Origin of the sequence: Bradyrhizobium sp. CCBAU 51745, from assembly GCF_028128715.1 — a bacterium.
GTDB classification, from domain to species: Bacteria; Pseudomonadota; Alphaproteobacteria; order Rhizobiales; family Xanthobacteraceae; genus Bradyrhizobium; species Bradyrhizobium manausense.
This window is the reverse complement of the sequence record NZ_LBJP01000084.1, coordinates 81,882-98,777: the sequence shown is the minus strand read 5'-3', so window position 1 is coordinate 98,777 and position 16,896 is coordinate 81,882. Positions and strand designations below refer to the sequence as shown.

The window sequence follows — 16,896 nt, the reverse complement described above, 5'->3', positions numbered from 1 at the left end:
TCTATCCATCCCCTCCCCCGCTTGGGGGGGAGGGGCAGGGAGTGGGTTGTCTCCGCGAAGGGGACGGAGAGGGCCTTCGTGAGCGCCGCCATCACGAGCTCAGCCCTCCCGCGAGTGTCGGCACTTCGAGCGGCTTGAAGCCGTAATGGTTCAGCCAACGGACGTCGCTGTCGAACAGCTGGCGCAAATCGGCGATGCCGTATTTCAGCATGGCGATGCGGTCGATGCCCATGCCCCAGGCAAAGCCCTGGTACTCGTCGGGATCGATGCCGCAGGCGCGCAGCACGTTCGGATGCACCATGCCGCAGCCGAGAATCTCGAGCCAGTCCTCGCCTTCGCCGAAGCGGATCTCGCCCTTGTCGCGGCGGCACTGGATGTCGACTTCCAGCGACGGTTCGGTGAACGGGAAGAACGAGGGGCGGAAGCGCATGTTGATGTGGTCGACCTCGAAGAATGCCTTGCAGAACTCGTGCAGGATCCATTTGAGGTGGCCGAGATGCGAATGCTTGTCGATGACGAGGCCCTCGACCTGGTGGAATTGCGGCGTGTGGGTCGCGTCCGAATCGATGCGGTAGGTGCGGCCCGGGCAGATCACGCGGATCGGCGGCTTCTGGCTCAGCATGGTGCGCACCTGCACCGGCGAGGTGTGGGTTCTAAGCAGCATGCGCGAGCCGTCCTCCTTCGGATGGAAGAAGAACGTGTCGTGCATCTCGCGCGCCGGATGGCCTTCCGGGAAATTCAGCTTGGTGAAATTGTAGTCGTCGGTCTCGATATCGGGCCCTTCGGCGACCGAAAATCCCATGTCGGCGAAGATCGTGGTCAGCTCGTCCCAGACCTGGCTCAGCGGATGGATGCGGCCCGTTTCAGCCTGCGCATCGCGTAGCGGCAGCGTGACGTCGACGGTCTCGGACGCCAGCCGCGCATCGAGTGCCGCGGACTTCAGCACGTCGCGCCGTGCGGCGAGCGCCTCGGTGACCTTGTCCTTGGCCTGGTTGATCGCGGCGCCCTGCGTCTTGCGCTCGTCGGGCGACATCTTGCCGAGCGTGGCCAGCAGCGCCGAGATCGAGCCCTTCTTGCCGAGGGCGGCGACGCGCACCGCTTCGAGCGCGGCTTCATCGCCGGCGGCCGCGATCTGGTCGAGGATGGATGCTTCAAGCGTTGCGAGGTCGGACACAGTCAAATCCTTGGCTCCAAATTCGGCTGGGTTGTCGCCGCCCGAAGGGCGTAACGTCAAGCAAAAAGCCGGTCATTTCGGCTTCTCGAGCGGCTGGGTTGAACCTCGCGCGGGGGCCGGGCACCAAGACAGGATGCGAGGAGACTTTGTGATGCTTTCGAAATGCTGTCTGGCCGCTGCCGCCATCGTCCTGTCGGTCGCCGCAACGCCTGCGCGCGCCATCGTCTGCATGGACACATCCATGACGTTGGATGAGGTCGTGGACGCCATCGGCGCCCAGAAGGGCTGCCAAAGTGCGATGAAGCTGGCTCAGGATTGCGCGCTGACCGCGAGCGGCGATGTCCAGCTCGGCGCCGCCGTCGAAAAGAAGTGCGAGGCGGACTTCAAGCCGGGCCTCAGTGCCGCACAAGCGCAGGCGTACAAGAGCGAGATGCACGCATGCGACATCAAGTACCGGAACAAGTCCGGTACCATGTACATCTCGTTCACGGCTTTCTGCCGAGCGGAGGTCGCCCAGCGTTACTCTGAGCGCGCGCTGAAGGCTGCGGGCACGAAGGCCCGCTAGCCTGATCAGGCCGCGAGTGCCGCCTTGGCCTTCTCGGCGATCGCCTGGAACGCCGCGGGCTCGCTGATCGCGAGATCCGACAGCACCTTGCGGTCCACGGTGATTCCGGACTTGGCCATGCCGTCGATAAATCGGCTGTAGGTCAGGCCGAACGGACGGACGGCAGCGTTGATGCGCTGGATCCAAAGCGCGCGGAACGTCCGCTTCTTGCGCTTGCGGTCGCGGAAGGCGTATTGCTGGGCCTTCTCGACAGCCGGCTTGGCGGCGCGGATGGTGTTCTTGCGGCGGCCGTAGAAGCCCTTGGCGGCCTTGTAGACTTTCTTGTGCTTGGCGTGGGCGGTCACACCGCGTTTGACGCGAGACATGACAATTATCCTTCAGAGATGACTTTGTTTTCGGATTGCCGCGAAGGACGCGGCAGAGATGGCATCGATCTTCGACGTCCTTGGACGCGATCAGGCGTTCGGCAAGAAGTACTTCTTGACGTTGTCGCCGTCGGTCTTGAACAGCACAGCGGTGCCGCGGAGCTGACGGATCTGCTTCTTCGTCCGCTTGATCATGCCGTGACGCTTGCCGCGATGGGCGAACATCACTTTGCCGGTGGCAGTCACCTTGAAGCGCTTTTTAGCGCCCGATTTGGTCTTCAGCTTGGGCATTTGGCTCTCCTAATGGCCAAAGAAATCCGCCCGCGAAGGCGGTCTGGCCGTCAAAAATGCTCGTTAGAGCGTTGATTGTGCTCAGGTTTTACGACAAAGCGCGAAACCCGCACGAAACACCGCCACGGCAGCCCTAAATCAGCCGGGCGATGAAGGCCGGGCTTATGACAGAGAACGGGCCAGAAGGCAACGATGAACCGGCCAAAGCCGCTCGCCGACTATTGGGGGTCACCACCCCATCGTTCATGCCGTCCCGTTCGGAGCAGGACCAAAATGGCCTATTTCTCTCAATCGATTTTGTCTGTTGTCGCCCGTCCGCGCCACCTTGCACTGTTTGCCGTGTTCGCAGCGGCTGCCGTTCCATCGAGCGCCGATGCCCGCATCGGTGGTTATGACGGCGTCTGGAACGTCACCTTCGCCACCACCCGGGGCGTCTGCAGCTCGGGCTACAGCGTCCCCTTCACCGTCACGGGCAACCGGGTGTCGTCCGCTGGCGGCGGCCGGGTGTCCGGCACCGTCAACCGCGGCGGCGCCGTCGCGGTCCAGGTCTCCGTCGGCGCCTCCCACGCCAGCGGTGGTGGCCGGCTCGGCGGTACGGCTGGGGCCGGCTCCTGGAGGGGCGTCATCTCCGGCGACCAGTGCAGCGGCACCTGGCAGGCGACGAGGACCTGAAAACAAAACGGCCCGCCGGAGATCCGGACGGGCCGTTGAAACTTCGGCTCTAGCGTGCCGATCTCAGCGCGGAGCCAGCACCATGACGACCTGACGGCCCTCGAACCGGGCGTCCTGCTCGACCTTGGCGAGCTCGGCGACGTCGGTCTTGATCTTGTCCAAAAGCTTGGTGCCGATCTCCTGGTGCGCCATTTCGCGGCCACGATAGCGCAGGGTGATCTTGACCTTGTCGCCCTCTTCGAAGAACCGCAGCATCGCGCGCATCTTCACGTCGTAATCGTGGTCGTCGATCATCGGGCGGAGCTTGATCTCCTTGATCTCGACGGTCTTCTGCCGCTTGCGGGCTTCGGCGGCTTTCTTCTGGGCGGAATACTTGTACTTCCCGTAGTCCATGATCTTGCAGACGGGAGGGCTGGTATTCGGCGAAATCTCGACGAGATCCATGCCAGCTTCCTGGGCCATCTTGACGGCCATCATCGTCTCGACGGTGCCCTTGTTGTCACCGTTCTGGTCGATCAGCTGGATCTGCGCGTTGCGAATATCATCATTGATGCGCGGCCCGTCTTTGCTGGCTGGGGCCGGGGCTCTATTGGGACGGCGAATGGGTGGTTCTCCAAAGTTGTGAAAGGAAGCGGCTATTTTGAAGGAAGATACTGATGCCGGCAAGCAAGTCGCCCGTGCCGGAAGCGAGAAACCCTCAAATGCGAGGCATTTTGGCCACGCCCATCGGCACGGTGCTCGACATAGACACCTTGCCTCTGTTCCGCAAGCGTCCCAAAGGGACAATGCCGAGATAGGCTTGCCTTGCGGAATACGCCTTGGGACCTCAAACCCCACAACAAGAGTAAACGTTCCATGACCTCAGCAATTCCCGATGCCGTGCTCGACTTCATCGATGTTGGCGAGGGTTCGTCGGCGCGCCGGATCGCGGTTCGCCACCGCGCCGGGCGAGGATCTGGGCCCGGCCAAGGACCTGGTCTCGTCTGGCTCGGCGGTTTCAAATCGGACATGCAGGGCGGCAAGGCGGTAGCGCTGGATGGCTGGGCCGGCGAGCATGGCCGCGCCGCCGTCAGGTTCGACTATTCCGGCCACGGCGAATCCAGCGGCGCTTTCGCCGATGGAACCATCGGCAGCTGGCTCGAGGACAGCATCGCCGTGTTCGAGCGCTTCTGCACCGGCCCGCAAATCCTGATCGGCTCCTCCATGGGCGGCTGGATGGCGCTGCTGCTCGCGCGCGAGATCAAGAGGCGGCAGGAGACACAGCAAGCCAAAGCCTCGCTCGCGGGTCTCGTGCTGATCGCACCGGCGCCCGACTTCACGGAAGAGCTGATGTGGAAGAATTTTTCGCCCGGGGTGAAGCAGGAGATCGAGACCAAGGGCTTTTGGCTCAGGCCATCCGAATATGGCGACGGCACGCCCTATCCGATCACACGCAAGCTGATCGAGGAGGGGCGCAACCATCTCGTGCTCGGCGGCGCCATCGATCTCGGCTGTCCGGTGCGCATCCTGCAAGGCGCCCAGGACCCTGACGTGCCGTGGCAGCACGCGTTTGCGCTGACCCACCGCCTGCCGGCCGACGACGTCGTGCTCACCCTGATCCAGGACGGCGACCACCGCCTGTCCCGCCCGCAAGACATCGCGCGCATTCTTGCCGCGGTGGCGGAGATCGGGTGAGGCGTTGCCAAGCGCTCGGTGTCATCGCCCGACTTGATCGGGCGATCCAGTACGCCGAGATGGTTTTGGTTGAACGATAAGCCGCGGCGTACTGGATGCCCCGCCTTCGCGGGGCATGACGACGAAACTATCGCTTCTCCACCTTCGCCATCGGCTTGCGCTGCGCCAGCGCTGCCACCGTCGCGGTGCCGATCGGGCCCTGCTCGTCGTAGAGCCAGCATTCGCCGATCGCGACGCCATCGGTGGCGTGATGGTTTACCACCTCGAAGCCGATCCAGTTCGTCACCGGCAGGCGATGCAGATAGATCGTCACGTCGCTGTTGATGTAGCCGAGCCCCTTGTCGCCGGCATTGGCAAACGGACTGGCGAAATCGGCGCCAACAGCGACATGCACGAACGGCGTCATCGGCATGCCGGCCACGAGCTCACGCACCTCGCTCATCCAGAGCCGGCGCGGTCCGAGCGAACCCATGTGTCCGACGATCGGCCGCGTCGTCCATTTGCCGTTCATGCCGAGCCTGGGATCGGTGGGTTTTGGAATGTCTGATGGCTTCGGCACGTCCCAGTTCGGCGGCGACCAGACATTGCCGTCAGGGTTCTGCGTCCGCCGCAACATCTGGCACGAGGCGCGCGCCATGCTGACGCCGCCGGAGAAGAATTCCGCCTCCACCACACGGATGCGCATTCCGTCACGCACCAGCTTTGTTGTCACGTTGATCGGCTTGTCGATGGTCGGCAGGCGAAACATGTCGACGGTCAATCGCGCCGGCACGAAGTCAGGACCGGGATGGCGCTCTTCGATGGCGAAGCCGAGCAGGCCGACGATGACGCGTCCGTGCAGCGATTTCGGATCCCAGGGGCCGCTCGCCACTTCCGTCGGATGGAATGTCTCGCCGTCGCGGGTGAAGAAAGGGATGTTTGTCATGGCGCGCGAGATTGCGGGAATGAACGGGGAAATCAAGGGTGATGCACGTCCCCACACTCCCGCTGTCATCGCCCGGCTCGACCGGGCGATCCAGTACGCCGAGGCAGCAGTGATTGAGCCGAAAAGCCGCGGCGTACTGGATTCCCCGCCTTCGCGGGGAATGACAGCGGTGGGTTAGGAGGCGGCTTGCCACTCCTCACGCACGCTCTCGTCCGACTCCTTGTTCAGCGCATCGGCTTGCATCGCCTCGAACTCATCCCTCTCCAGCAACTGTCCCAACGCCCACACCGCCGCACCACGCACCAGCGGGCTTGCATCATCCAGCAAGCGCCGCGCCTGGTCCGCCAACGTAACGTCGCCGGAATTGCCAATCGCAATCAGCACATTCCGCAGGAACCGGTCGCGGCCAATCCGCTTCACCGGCGACCTCGTGAACAGCGCGCGAAACGCGGCGTCGTCGAGTCGCGCCAGTTCGGCCAGCTCCGGTGCACGCAACTCATGCCGCGCGGCGAGTTTTGCTTCGCGGCCCTGTTGCGCAAACTTGTTCCAGGGGCACGCCGCCAGGCAATCGTCGCAGCCATAGATGCGGTTGCCGATGGCCTTGCGAAACTCCTGCGGGATAGATCCCTTGTTCTCGATGGTCAGATACGAGATGCAGCGCCGCGCATCGAGCTTGTAGGGGGCCGGAAACGCCGCGGTCGGGCAGATGTCGAGACAGGCCCGGCACGAGCCGCAATGGTCGATCTCGGCGGAGTCGCGCGGCAGTTCGAGCGTGGTGTAGATCGCGCCGAGAAACAGCCATGAGCCGAACTCGCGCGAAACCAGATTGGTGTGCTTGCCCTGCCAGCCGAGATGCGCGGCCTGCGCCAAGGGCTTCTCCATCACCGCCGCGGTGTCGACGAATACTTTCACTTCGCTCGGGGCAGTCGCGACCAGCCAGCGCGCCAGCGCTTTCAGCCGTTTCTTGATGAGGTCGTGATAATCGTCGCCCTGCGCATAGACCGAGATCGCCGCGCGCGTGCGCTGCTTCAGGATCGCGAGCGGATCCTGGTCGGGGCCGTAATTGACGCCGAGCATGATCACACTGCGCACGTCGCTCCACAGCCCGCGCGGATCGACGCGCCGCTCCGGCTGACTCGCAAGCCAGTCCATGTCGCCGTGTCCGCCCGTGGCGATGAATTCGAGAAAATGCGCGCCGGCCTGCTCGATCGTGCCAGGCTCGGTGATGCCGATGCAGTCGAAGCCGAGCGCGCGCGCTTCGCGTGCCAGCTGAGCCTTCAGTTCAGTCGGATCAAGGCTCAGAAATCCAGGTCCACATAGGTTCGCGACGCCGGCACGCCCGCCAGCCACTCGCTCAGCAGCGGGCGGAACGACGGGCGGGATTTCACCCGCGCGTACCACGCCTTTGCTGCGTCGTCCTCGCTCCATGGCACGTCGCCCAGATAGTCGATCGCCGAGAGATGCGCCGCGGCGGCGAGATCCGCGTAAGTGAGCCGGTCGCCGGCAAGGAAGTTACGCGTCTGCGCCAGCCAGCCGATATAGGCGAGATGATAGCGCACGTTTGCTTTGGCAGCGCGCATGATATCGGCTGAGGGCGGCCCGCCGCCGTGCTCTTCGCTCATGAAGCGCTTGTAGATGCGCTCGGTGACGAGCGGGTGCGACACTTCCTCGAAGAACTTTTCGTTGAACCAGGCCATCAGCCGGCGGACCTCGACGCGCTCGGCGATCGTCTCCGGCATCAGGCGCTTGGGTCCCATCTCGGCGCCATAGGCCTCGTCGAGATACTCCGCGATGATCGCGGCGCCCGGGATCGGCGGCTGGTCGTCGTCCACCATCACAGGCGTCGTGCCGGCCGCGTTGAGCAGCAGAAATGCCTCGCGCCGTTCCCAGCTGCGTTCCTCCGTGAGCTTCAATTCGAGCCCGTATTCGCCCGCGATCAGGCGGATGAAGCGCGAATGCGGGCAAAACGGATGATGGAACAGCGTAAACATGCAGCCTTTGACTATTTGATGGTGCTTAAGAATCCATCAATGTTTGTGCGGTGCCACACTAGTCCTTCAAATCAGTGAGGCAAGGCGCGATAGCGCATTTTGCGATTGCGAGCGAGGGGCGAATAGGCGAGAAGAGCCCCGCTTTTCCAGCGGAAATGGACCGTAAATATGTCAGATGCAATACGGGCAGTGATCCTCGGCATCATCGAGGGTGTAACCGAGTTCCTTCCCGTGTCCTCGACCGGCCATCTGCTGTTGGCCGAACGCTTCTTCGGCCTCGGCGAGGGCGCGTTCTGGGATTCGTTTACGGTTCTGATCCAGCTGGGCGCGATCCTCGCGATCGTCGGGCTCTATTTCAAGAAGCTGTGGGACGTCGCAATCGGCATGTTCACGGGCGATGCCTATGCGCGACGGTTCGTGATCGGCGTGCTGGTGGCGTTCCTGCCCGCTGTCGTCGTCGGCCTCGTCGCCGGCAAATACATCAAGAGCGTGCTGTTCAATCCCTGGGTCGTGTGCTTCACGCTGATCGTCGGCGGCGCCATCCTGCTCTGGGTCGACCGGCTCGATCTCAAGCCGGGCGAGCATGACGCCACCAAATTTCCGCTGCTGATGTATCTCTATATCGGCATCGCGCAGTGCGTCGCGATGATCCCGGGCGTGTCGCGCTCCGGCGCCAGCATCGTCGCGGCGATGCTACTTGGCGCCGACAAGCGGGCGGCGGCGGAGTTCTCGTTCTTCCTCGCCATCCCCACCATGATCGGCGCCTTTGCCTACGATTTCTACAAGAACCGCTCCGAGATGACGATGGACCATATGGGCATCGTCGCGATCGGTTTCGTGGTGTCGTTCATCACCGCGATCATCGTGGTGAAGAGTTTCCTGGAATACGTCACCCGCCACGGCTTCGTGGTGTTCGCATGGTGGCGCGTCATCGTCGGCACGCTCGGCCTGATCGCACTGGCGCTGGGGCGTTAAATCTTGTGGTCCTGTAGCCCGGATGGAGCGCAAGCGTAATCCGGGATCGTGCCACAAGCGCTGCTGCCCCGGATTGCGCGGAGCCTGTCATCGGGCGGCGCGTCGCGCCGACCCGTCGGCTCCGTCCGGGCTACGCGAACGGCGCTACGCCGTTAACCTTTGAAAACTCGCCGACAAGCCTCAACCCAATATCAGCTTTTGACCGCTAGGCAGTTCCTGGTGCGGGATGGCCCGCAGGCGGAGCTGTGCGATGACGACAGTCAGCGGCTGGGGGCGCTTCCCGGTCGTCGATAGCGAAATGCTGCGGCCGCGGTCGTTCGAGGCTGTGGGGGAGGCTGTCGTTGCCGGCTCGGTAGCGAGGGGCAATGGCCGCGCCTATGGCGATGCCGCGATCGGCGCCGCCAGAACCATCACCATGACGGCGTTCGACCGGGTGAGGTCGTTCGATCCCGCGACCGGCCGCATTCGCGTTGAAGCCGGCGTGCTGCTGTCCGACCTGATCGACACCTTCGGCCCACGCGGCTTCCTGCCATCAGTGGTGCCGGGCACGCGCTTCGTCTCGGTCGGCGGCGCGATCGCGGCCGACGTGCATGGCAAGAACCATCATTGCGAGGGCGGTTTCGGCCGCTACGTCGACAGCATCCTGCTGCGCACCGGTTCCGGCGAGACCATCGAAGCCTCGCGCGAGCAGAATTCCGATGCCTTCTTCGCAACCGTCGGCGGCATGGGCCTCACCGGCGTGATCCTCGAAGCGACGATGCGGCTTCGCCCGGTCGTAACAGGCTGGATTCGGGAGCGGGTGATCTCCGCGTCCGATCTCGATGCTGCCATGCGCGCGCTCGAGGCCGGCGATTCCGCGACCTATTCGGTGGCGTGGATCGATTGCGTGGCGCGCGGGCGCAACCTTGGCCGCTCCTTGATCTATCTCGGGGAGCATGCCGGCCGGGACGAGCTGGCCGAAGGCGCCGTGGTGTTTCCCGTCGGCAAACCGCCGGCGCTCGCGGTGCCGCTCGACCTGCCGTCGGTCACGCTCAATCGCTACAGCGTCAGTGCCTTCAACGAGCTCTATTACCGCATGGGCGCGCGCCGCGCCGGTGGCGATCATGTGGTCTCGCTCTATCCGTATTTCTTCCCGCTCGACAGTCTCAGCGACTGGAATCGCATCTATGGACGGCGCGGCTTCCTCCAGCATCAATGCGTGATCCCCGAAGCTGCCGCGCGCCAGGTGCTCGGCGACATCCTGGATCGCGTTGCAAGGCGCGGCGATGCGTCGTTCCTCGCGGTGCTGAAGAAGCTCGGTCATGGCGACGGGCTGCTGTCGTTTCCGCTGCCCGGCTACACGCTGGCGCTGGATTTCCCGGTGAACGGCGACATCCTGGATTTCCTCGACGAGATCGACCGCCTGGTCGTCGCCGCCGGCGGCCGGCTCTACCTCGCAAAGGACGCGCGCCAGTCGCGCGCGACGTTCGAGGCCGGCTATCCGGCGTTTCAGCGCTTCAAGGCGATCCGCAAATCGCTCGATCCGGCCGGCAACATCCGCTCGAAATTGTCACAACGCCTGCTCGATGAGGTTTAAGCCGTGACGTCACGCAAGTCAGTTCTGGTGCTTGGTGGCTCCTCCGATATCGGCCGCGCCGCCGCGCGCGCCTTCGCCAAGGCCGGCTACGATGTCGCGCTCGCAGGTCGCGATGCCACAGCGCTCGAGCCTGACGCCGCCGATCTGCGCGCGCGCTACGATATCGAAGCGAGCACGCAGGTCTTCGATGTGCTCGACACCGCATCTTTTGACGGCTTTGTCGCCGGCCTTCCCGTCTTGCCCGACGTCGTGATCTCGATCGTCGGATTGCTGGGTGTGCAGCAAAAGGCCGAGAGCGACCTCGCCCACGCCACCACCATCATGCGCTCCAATTATGAGGGACCGTCGCTGATCCTCGGCCTGTTCGCGGAGAAGTTTTTAGGCCGCGCCAACGGCACCATTGTCGGCGTGTCGTCCGTGGCCGGTGATCGCGGCCGCGCCTCGAACTATGTCTACGGCTCGGCGAAAGCAGGCTTCTCCGCCTTCCTCTCAGGCCTGCGCGCCCGCGCCAGCCGCGGCGGCGTGCATGTCGTCACCGTGAAGCCGGGCTTCGTCCGGACCAAAATGACTGAAGGCATGAAGTTGATCGGCCCGCTCACGGTCGAAGCGTCCGTCGTCGGCGATGCAATCCTCCGCGCCGTCGAGAAGAAGACCGACGTCGTCTATGTCAGCGGCATCTGGCGCCTCGTGATGCTGATCATCAAGATGCTGCCGGAGGCGGTGTTCAAGAAGCTGAAGTTTTAAGCTTGTGTAGCGCACCAGTCTTCGCTGCGTGATCGGTGCGCTCCCTCCCCGCTTGCGGGGGAGGGTTGGGGAGAGGGTGTCTCCTCAAAAAGATTTACCCAAGAGGACAGAGCCCTCACCCGCCGCTACGCGGCGACCTCTCCCGCAAGCGGGAGAGGTGTACCAACTCACACGCCCATGCGCTGGAACTGCCCTTGCGGGCGGAAGCGCCAGAGATATTGCGGGGCGATCGCTTCCAGCGAATCGGGGGTGATGCCGAGCCCTTCCAGCGTCAGGCCGGCGGCCTTCGCCGCGTCCGACACGACATTGTCGTGCTCGAGCAGCGTGACCTGGTCCGGCGTCAGCTTGAACGCGCCCGGGGCGAATTGCAGGAGGGCGGCCTCGAGGCGGGCGAGGCCGAACGACAGCGGCACCAGCGTGCGCTCGCGGTCGGTGATCGCGAGAATGGTCTCGATGATCTCGCGCATCGTCAGCACCTCGGGCCCGCCGAGCTCGTACGTTGCGCCCGCCTTGGCCTTGCCGTCGACGGCATCCGCGATCGCGGTAGCGACATCGCCGACATAAACCGGCTGCATCCGCGTGCTCCCGCCGATCAGCGGTAGCAGCGGCGACAGCCGCGCCAGGGCCGCGAAGCGGTTGGTGAACTGGTCCTCGGGGCCGAACATCACGGAGGGGCGGAAGATCGTGGCCGACGGCACCGCCGCGCTCACCGCGGCTTCGCCGGCGGCCTTGGCCTTGGCATAGCGCGAGGGCGAATCAATATCCGCGCCGATCGCCGAGACATGGATCAGGTCGGCGCCCGCCGCGGCCGCCGCCTTGGCGACGGTCTCGGCGCCCTTGGCCTGGACGGCGTCGAAGGTCTGGGCGCCGCCCTCGGTGAGGATGCCGACCAGGTTGATCACGACATGCGAATCACGCACCGCCGCCTCGACCGAGGCGGGGTAGCGCAGGTTCGCCTGGATGGTGTGGACCTGGCCGACCTTGCCCGAGGGCTGCAGGTATCCGGCGAGTTCCGGCCGCCGCACCGCAACCCGGATCCGGTAATCCCGCCGGCATAGCGCCCGAACCACATTCCGGCCCAAAAACCCCGATCCGCCGAAAACCGTGACGAGAGTTTCCAGATTCGATGCCATGGAGGTCCATTCCTGCAGGAAGATTGCGCGATATCAGGCTTCTACCGGGGCGGTGTGCGATGCGCAATCGGCATCCAGAACCATGAATTGACAACGGCGTCACCGAACCGTAGTAACCGCCTCCGTGCCCCAAACGGCATGCCCAGGTGGTGGAATTGGTAGACGCGCTGGCTTCAGGTGCCAGTGGCTTAACGGCCGTGAAGGTTCGAGTCCTTTCCTGGGCACCATTAGTCCCTTGGGGCGCAGTCCCAAGGCCGGCAGTGGGGCTCCGTCGGTCGGGCCAAAGCGCCTGATGCGCAACAATGTTGCGGATCAATCCAAGAGTCCATTTGCGCTTGTTAGCCGCCCCTCTTTCCATTTGCCGCGGCGATAGCAATATTGGTCTCGACGGATCCGTGAGGATCGTGATTTCGTTGGCCAAAGGGGTTGGAGACGATGGCAACGCTCGACATCAGTCGCTTGACTCCCAAGGAGCGGCTCGACCTCATCGGCGAGCTCTGGGACAGCCTCTCTGCGACCGATGTGCGGTTGACCCCCGCGCAGGAGGCCGAACTTGACCGTCGGCTGGCGACTTTTGATGCGGACCGCCGCGAAGCGATTCCGTGGGAAGATATTGAGGCCGAGCTCGATCGCCGGTCACGATAAGTGGCCAAGGTCCTTTTTACGCGGGCGGCACGAGCCGACCTCCTCGAAGCTGTCCGCTGGTACGACACTCACGCTCCGCACGTGGTGCCGCAATTTCGGGACGCCTTGCGTGCAGCGCTGATTAAAGTCGGGGAGAATCCCAAGCAATTTCCGCTGGCCTCCAAGAACGCTCGCCGCGCTTTGCTTCGACGTTTCCCCTACATTGTGGTGTATCGTGAAACGCAAGATACCATCTATATCATCGCGGTGTTCCACACGAGCCGCGATCCCCTGACCTGGAAGCGCCGCTCGTAGCGTCTCCACCGCTGCCAGGCGCCCTCACATCATCCGCTTCCCTACGCGCCGCGGCGTGAGGCCATAGGATCCCGTATGCTTCAATAATTATCAAAACCCTTGTCGTGATCCTTTCAGACCGACGATTCTGCCGGAACGAAAACCGTCATGAGGCCCCCACTCGCGAAGTTGGGCCAAACGGCTGTTGAGCCAACGTGCCGGACGCGCGTTCAACATGCTGGCGGTGATCAGAAGTCCGCCTGCTCCAGCAACAAGCTCCTGCTCCATGTGCTGCGTGATCCTACTCACGGTCGGAACGACCGGCTCTGAGGCAAGGTGCGGCATCAACCCGATGGGCGGGATGACCTTCGGATGGAGAGAAGACCATGTGCGCAATGTCGAACATCGATGAACTGTCCCTCGACCGGCTCGACGACGTTGCGGGAGGATCCGGTAGTTTCGGCACGTCAGGACATACCGGATCTATCGCCTGGGGAACGAAAAGCAACGGCGGTATGGCTGTTACGTGGCCGGGCAGCCTTGGCGGTGTGAACGGTGTTTGGTCGGTTTCTTCGGACGGCGGTGTGCAGTGGCACGGCAAGCCCCAGTGAAGTCGAGGGAGAAGGAAAATGACCCAACCATCCTGTCAGGAGCTGACCGACGCCGATCTGACCGTCGTGTCCGGAGGAATGCTAAAGGAAATTTTTCAGCAAGCCGGGCGTCAGATCATGGACAAGGTCATGCAACCTTCGCTCCTGTGCAATCCGGACACGGCCCTGATGCGGCCGGACGGAACGCTGACGTCAGATAGCCCCGGCTGCCACCGGACCTGAAATGCGAGCGCCAGCGATCTACGCGCATGGCCGTTCTAGAGCGCGATGACGATTCAACCCAATCTCATCGCGCTTTAAGGATCGGCTATCCGATGTCACGTAATGTACGCGAGGTCAGACCGTAGAATTTCAGATGGACCCGATTCATCTGCTCGACCGACCCGAAGCCGCACCTGTCCGCAACCGTCTTGAGCGGCAAAGTCGAGGTCCGAAGATGGTGACGCGCCGTATCGGCACGAAGCCGTTTGACCGTCTCGGCGGGCGGCACACCGATCAACCTACGATATTTGCGCGCGAATGTTCGCTCGCTCATGCCCGCCTGAGCCGCAAGCCTGGGAACGCTGAGGTCGCGGCGGATATTGCGCAGGATCCACTGGTGAAGCTCCGCAAAAGCGCCCGCCTTCTCATGGTCGATGGTTTCGATGAATTCGCTGAATTGCGACTGGCTGCCTGGTCGCTTGACGTAAAGCACCATCCACTTGGCCGTGACTGCGGCCGCTGCTTCGCCGTGGTCATCGGCGACGAGCGCGAGGGCGAGGTCAATGCCGGCGCTGACGCCTGCGGAACTCCAGATTTTGCCGTCGCGCACATAGATGGCATCGCGGTCGACCGTGACATCGCGGAAGTTCCGTTGGAGCTTGTCACAATCGACCCAATGCGTTGTCGCTCGCTTGCCCGCAAGCAACCCGGCCCGGGCGAGCACGATTGCACCGTTGCAAACGGAGCAGATCCGCTCCGCCTCGTCTGCGTGGCTCCGCAACCAGTCGATCAGAACAAGATCCTGCGACGCCGCTTCAACGCCCTTTCCTCCAACCACCATAACCGTCGTTCCGGGCATCAACGCGGACGGCAAAGGCTCGGCATTGATCGCCAGTGACAAGGAGCCCTGTACCCTGGTGGGACCGGACGACACGACGGAGACGCGGTAATCGATTGGCAGCCCTGTTGCGGCGTCTCGCGCATGTTCGCTCGCCGAAAGGAACACCTGCATCGGGCCGGCGAGATCGAGCACTTGGAAGCGCTCAAAGATCAGAAAGACAATATGCCGAGGGCGTGCCGGGGCCGGTGTGAGCATTGGCAGGAAATACGACAAGTTTGGCAAATATGCCAGTCGCAACGGGCGTAACGCAGATAGGCTTAAACCAGGCGAGGATGAGAGATGATCTACGAATTGCGCACCTACCACGCCCTGCCGGGCCGGATGCCGGCGCTGCTGACGCGTTTTGAAACGCGCACACTGAAGATTTGGGAGCGGCTCGGCATTCGCCAGCTTGGCTTTTGGCGGACCACGGTCGGACCGTCACACCTTGAGCTGGTCTACATCCTGGTCTGGGACTCGCTCGCGGAGCGGGAGCGTCTCTGGGGTGCCTTCGTAGCGGACCGCGAATGGCAGGAGGTCGCCGCTGCCTCGGAGGTCGACGGGCCAATTCTCGCGAATATCACGAACTCTTTCATGAGCCCGACAAGCTTCTCAGCCCTGCAATAAGAGAGGCCTCAAGAGGTGGAGGCGCCGCTCGTAGCGTCTCCACCGCTGCCAGGCGCCCTCACACCACCCGCTTCCCTGCCTTCTCCGCCACCCCCTTCTGCACGAAATACATCGCCACCAGCGTGATAACAGTCGTCGTGACGACGACGTAGCCGATCCGCTCGAAATGCAGCAGCGAGCCGTCGGCTTGCTGCGAGATGATCGCGGCCGCGAGCACCGAGCCGAGGCCGCCGGAAAGCTGCTGCAGCGAGGCGCTGATTGCGCTGAACGCGCCGCGCTGGCTTTGATCGGGGATCGCCGAGATCAGCGCCTGCGACGGGATCATGCGCGAGAAGATGCCGACGAACAGCAGCACGTTGACGGCGATCGCGGTTACCAGCGAGACGTGGCCGAGATGGGTGTAGATCAGCACCATAGCGATGGTCATCGCGCAGCCGAACACGAAGGTCGGATATTTGCCGAAGCTGTCGGCCGCGCGGCCGACCAGCGGTCCGGTGACGATGCTGAACAGGCCGGAAACCAGATAGATCGTCGGCAGATGCACGATGTCGATGCCGATATTGTTCACGGTGAAGGCGCTGGAATACGGCATCAGCATGTAGCCGCCCGTCGCCAGCAAGGTCGTGACCGCGAAGGCCAGCGTGTAGCGCGGCTCACTGACCGTCGCGACCAGATGGTGGAACGGGTTCCGGTCCTGCTTCAGCTTCAGATGCGCATCGACCGGCTCCATGGCAAAGGCGATGACGGCGATCGACAGGATCGACAGGCCGACGATCGCAAAGAAGCAGACATGCCAGCTCCAGTGATTGGCCAGGAACAGGCCGGCGGGAACGCCGAGCACCTGGCTCGCGGCGAACGCCGTCTGCACGAACCCCATCACGCGGCCGCGCAAATGCAGTGCGAACAAATCGGTGACGATGGCGAGCACGATCGAGCCGATCACGCCGCCGAACAGGCCGGTGACGATGCGGCCGAGCAGCAGCACATGATAATTCTGCGCCAGCGCGCACAGTAGGGTTCCGAGCGTGAACCCGGTGTAGAAGAACAGCAGCAGCCGCTTGCGGTCGAAGCGATCGGCAAAGCCGGCGGCCAAAATGCCTGAAAGGCCGGCGCTGAACGCGTAGGCCGACACCGCGACGCCGAATTGCCCGGCCGTGATGTTGAGCGAGGGCATCATGATGGCGCCGAGCGGCGACATGATGATGAAGTCGAGAATGATCGTGAACTGCGCGAAGGCGAGCAGCGCCACGAGAAGCGATTGGTAGCGCGTAAAGCCGCGCTGGCGTTCCTGCTGATCGTCGATCGGCGCGGCGAGCGTCTGGTCTGTCATGGCACCTGATGCGTGTGAGAAACCGGGCTCAGATAGGGTGGGCGCCGCCGATTACCACCGGCTCGGACCTGGGCTTCGGCTGGTATATCCAGCCCGCGCCGGATTGTGGGATCCCTGCAACAGCTGGCCTCGGGGTCCCCTTTGCCGGAAGGGTTAAGCCGCCCTTAGCCAATGCCGCCTAGGCTCGCGGCCGTCCTTTTCCCGCTTCCCGCCAGCCCTTGGGGCCGGCCGTGTCGCGGCAAGT

Annotated in this window: 22 protein-coding genes and 1 tRNA gene; 13 read left to right on the top strand and 10 right to left on the bottom strand. The window is 63.5% G+C overall.

The window, feature by feature from the left end; genetic code table 11:
* Positions 1–91: 91 nt before the first annotated feature.
* A complete protein-coding gene (gene pheS, locus XH98_RS25045; RefSeq protein WP_271600262.1) occupies positions 92–1,174 on the bottom strand; it encodes a phenylalanine--tRNA ligase subunit alpha in 1,083 nt (360 codons plus the stop codon).
* A gap of 31 nt (positions 1,175–1,205) precedes the next feature.
* On the opposite strand from pheS, the gene XH98_RS25040 reads away from it, so the two are divergent.
* Positions 1,206–1,739: a hypothetical protein gene (locus XH98_RS25040; protein WP_442868629.1), complete on the top strand. Its 534-nt coding sequence runs from the start codon at positions 1,206–1,208 to the stop codon at positions 1,737–1,739.
* Between the two features lie 5 nt (positions 1,740–1,744).
* Here the strand turns inward: XH98_RS25040 and rplT are convergent, their stop codons facing one another.
* Together rplT and rpmI are read right to left on the bottom strand one after the other, a co-directional pair.
* Positions 1,745–2,104 (bottom strand): 50S ribosomal protein L20, encoded by a 360-nt coding sequence (gene rplT, locus XH98_RS25035; RefSeq protein ID WP_027561620.1) that lies wholly within the window; start codon positions 2,102–2,104, stop codon positions 1,745–1,747.
* A gap of 90 nt (positions 2,105–2,194) precedes the next feature.
* Positions 2,195–2,395 carry a 50S ribosomal protein L35 gene (gene rpmI / locus XH98_RS25030; RefSeq protein ID WP_008143958.1) on the bottom strand — a complete coding sequence of 67 codons (201 nt, stop codon included), beginning with the start codon at positions 2,393–2,395 and terminating at the stop codon, positions 2,195–2,197.
* Between the two features lie 273 nt (positions 2,396–2,668).
* Here rpmI and XH98_RS25025 point away from each other — a divergent pair, with 273 nt between their 5' ends.
* Complete coding sequence (locus XH98_RS25025) at positions 2,669–3,067, top strand: hypothetical protein (protein ID WP_271620223.1); 399 nt, start codon at positions 2,669–2,671, stop codon at positions 3,065–3,067.
* Between the two features lie 63 nt (positions 3,068–3,130).
* Here the strand turns inward: XH98_RS25025 and infC are convergent, their stop codons facing one another.
* Positions 3,131–3,670 (bottom strand): translation initiation factor IF-3, encoded by a 540-nt coding sequence (gene infC / locus XH98_RS25020; protein WP_083514473.1) that lies wholly within the window; start codon positions 3,668–3,670, stop codon positions 3,131–3,133.
* A gap of 252 nt (positions 3,671–3,922) precedes the next feature.
* Between infC and XH98_RS25015 the strand changes: the two genes are divergently transcribed.
* On the top strand, positions 3,923–4,741 hold the full coding sequence (locus XH98_RS25015) for an alpha/beta hydrolase (RefSeq protein WP_271600264.1): 819 nt from the start codon (positions 3,923–3,925) through the stop codon (positions 4,739–4,741).
* Positions 4,742–4,868: 127 nt separating this feature from the next.
* On the opposite strand, the gene XH98_RS25010 is transcribed toward XH98_RS25015, so the two are convergent.
* The gene (locus XH98_RS25010) at positions 4,869–5,666 is read right to left on the bottom strand and encodes an acyl-CoA thioesterase domain-containing protein (protein ID WP_271620222.1); all 798 of its coding nucleotides are present in this window, start codon (positions 5,664–5,666) and stop codon (positions 4,869–4,871) included.
* Between XH98_RS25010 and XH98_RS25005 the strand changes: the two genes are divergently transcribed.
* The gene (locus tag XH98_RS25005) at positions 5,665–5,844 is read left to right on the top strand and encodes a hypothetical protein (protein ID WP_271620221.1); all 180 of its coding nucleotides are present in this window, start codon (positions 5,665–5,667) and stop codon (positions 5,842–5,844) included. The genes XH98_RS25010 and XH98_RS25005 overlap by 2 nt on opposite strands.
* Here XH98_RS25005 and queG read toward each other — a convergent pair.
* The gene (queG, locus tag XH98_RS25000; protein ID WP_271620220.1) at positions 5,841–7,016 is read right to left on the bottom strand and encodes a tRNA epoxyqueuosine(34) reductase QueG; all 1,176 of its coding nucleotides are present in this window, start codon (positions 7,014–7,016) and stop codon (positions 5,841–5,843) included. The genes XH98_RS25005 and queG overlap by 4 nt on opposite strands.
* Positions 6,965–7,657: a glutathione S-transferase family protein gene (locus XH98_RS24995; protein ID WP_271620219.1), complete on the bottom strand. Its 693-nt coding sequence runs from the start codon at positions 7,655–7,657 to the stop codon at positions 6,965–6,967. The genes queG and XH98_RS24995 overlap by 52 nt, the downstream gene beginning before the upstream one ends.
* A gap of 168 nt (positions 7,658–7,825) precedes the next feature.
* Between XH98_RS24995 and XH98_RS24990 the strand changes: the two genes are divergently transcribed.
* From XH98_RS24990 to XH98_RS24980, 3 genes are all read left to right on the top strand, one after another.
* Positions 7,826–8,632, top strand: a complete 807-nt coding sequence (locus tag XH98_RS24990; protein ID WP_271620218.1) for an undecaprenyl-diphosphate phosphatase — start codon at positions 7,826–7,828, stop codon at positions 8,630–8,632.
* 250 nt (positions 8,633–8,882) lie between these two features.
* A complete protein-coding gene (locus tag XH98_RS24985; protein WP_271620217.1) occupies positions 8,883–10,208 on the top strand; it encodes an FAD-binding oxidoreductase in 1,326 nt (441 codons plus the stop codon).
* A 3-nt stretch (positions 10,209–10,211) separates the two neighbouring features.
* On the top strand, positions 10,212–10,952 hold the full coding sequence (locus XH98_RS24980; RefSeq protein WP_271620216.1) for an SDR family oxidoreductase: 741 nt from the start codon (positions 10,212–10,214) through the stop codon (positions 10,950–10,952).
* 167 nt (positions 10,953–11,119) lie between these two features.
* Here XH98_RS24980 and XH98_RS24975 read toward each other — a convergent pair whose 3' ends face one another.
* Positions 11,120–12,085, bottom strand: coding sequence for a complex I NDUFA9 subunit family protein (locus XH98_RS24975; RefSeq protein ID WP_271600271.1), 966 nt, complete (start codon positions 12,083–12,085; stop codon positions 11,120–11,122).
* A 140-nt stretch (positions 12,086–12,225) separates the two neighbouring features.
* Here XH98_RS24975 and XH98_RS24970 point away from each other — a divergent pair.
* The 5 genes from XH98_RS24970 (at position 12,226) to XH98_RS24950 (ending at position 13,836) form a co-directional block, all read left to right on the top strand.
* Positions 12,226–12,312, top strand: a tRNA-Leu gene (locus tag XH98_RS24970).
* Positions 12,313–12,520: 208 nt separating this feature from the next.
* Positions 12,521–12,730 (top strand): addiction module protein, encoded by a 210-nt coding sequence (locus XH98_RS24965; RefSeq protein ID WP_271600272.1) that lies wholly within the window; start codon positions 12,521–12,523, stop codon positions 12,728–12,730.
* Positions 12,731–13,024: a type II toxin-antitoxin system RelE/ParE family toxin gene (locus XH98_RS24960; RefSeq protein ID WP_271600273.1), complete on the top strand. Its 294-nt coding sequence runs from the start codon at positions 12,731–12,733 to the stop codon at positions 13,022–13,024.
* 374 nt (positions 13,025–13,398) lie between these two features.
* On the top strand, positions 13,399–13,614 hold the full coding sequence (locus tag XH98_RS24955; protein ID WP_271600274.1) for a hypothetical protein: 216 nt from the start codon (positions 13,399–13,401) through the stop codon (positions 13,612–13,614).
* Positions 13,615–13,632: 18 nt separating this feature from the next.
* Positions 13,633–13,836 (top strand): hypothetical protein, encoded by a 204-nt coding sequence (locus tag XH98_RS24950; protein WP_271600275.1) that lies wholly within the window; start codon positions 13,633–13,635, stop codon positions 13,834–13,836.
* A gap of 85 nt (positions 13,837–13,921) precedes the next feature.
* On the opposite strand, the gene XH98_RS24945 is transcribed toward XH98_RS24950, so the two are convergent.
* Complete coding sequence (locus XH98_RS24945; RefSeq protein WP_271620215.1) at positions 13,922–14,929, bottom strand: GlxA family transcriptional regulator; 1,008 nt, start codon at positions 14,927–14,929, stop codon at positions 13,922–13,924.
* 66 nt (positions 14,930–14,995) lie between these two features.
* Between XH98_RS24945 and XH98_RS24940 the strand changes: the two genes are divergently transcribed.
* Positions 14,996–15,322: an NIPSNAP family protein gene (locus tag XH98_RS24940; protein ID WP_271600277.1), complete on the top strand. Its 327-nt coding sequence runs from the start codon at positions 14,996–14,998 to the stop codon at positions 15,320–15,322.
* 58 nt (positions 15,323–15,380) lie between these two features.
* Here XH98_RS24940 and XH98_RS24935 read toward each other — a convergent pair whose 3' ends face one another.
* Positions 15,381–16,652 (bottom strand): MFS transporter, encoded by a 1,272-nt coding sequence (locus tag XH98_RS24935; RefSeq protein ID WP_271620214.1) that lies wholly within the window; start codon positions 16,650–16,652, stop codon positions 15,381–15,383.
* Positions 16,653–16,896: the final 244 nt, after the last annotated feature.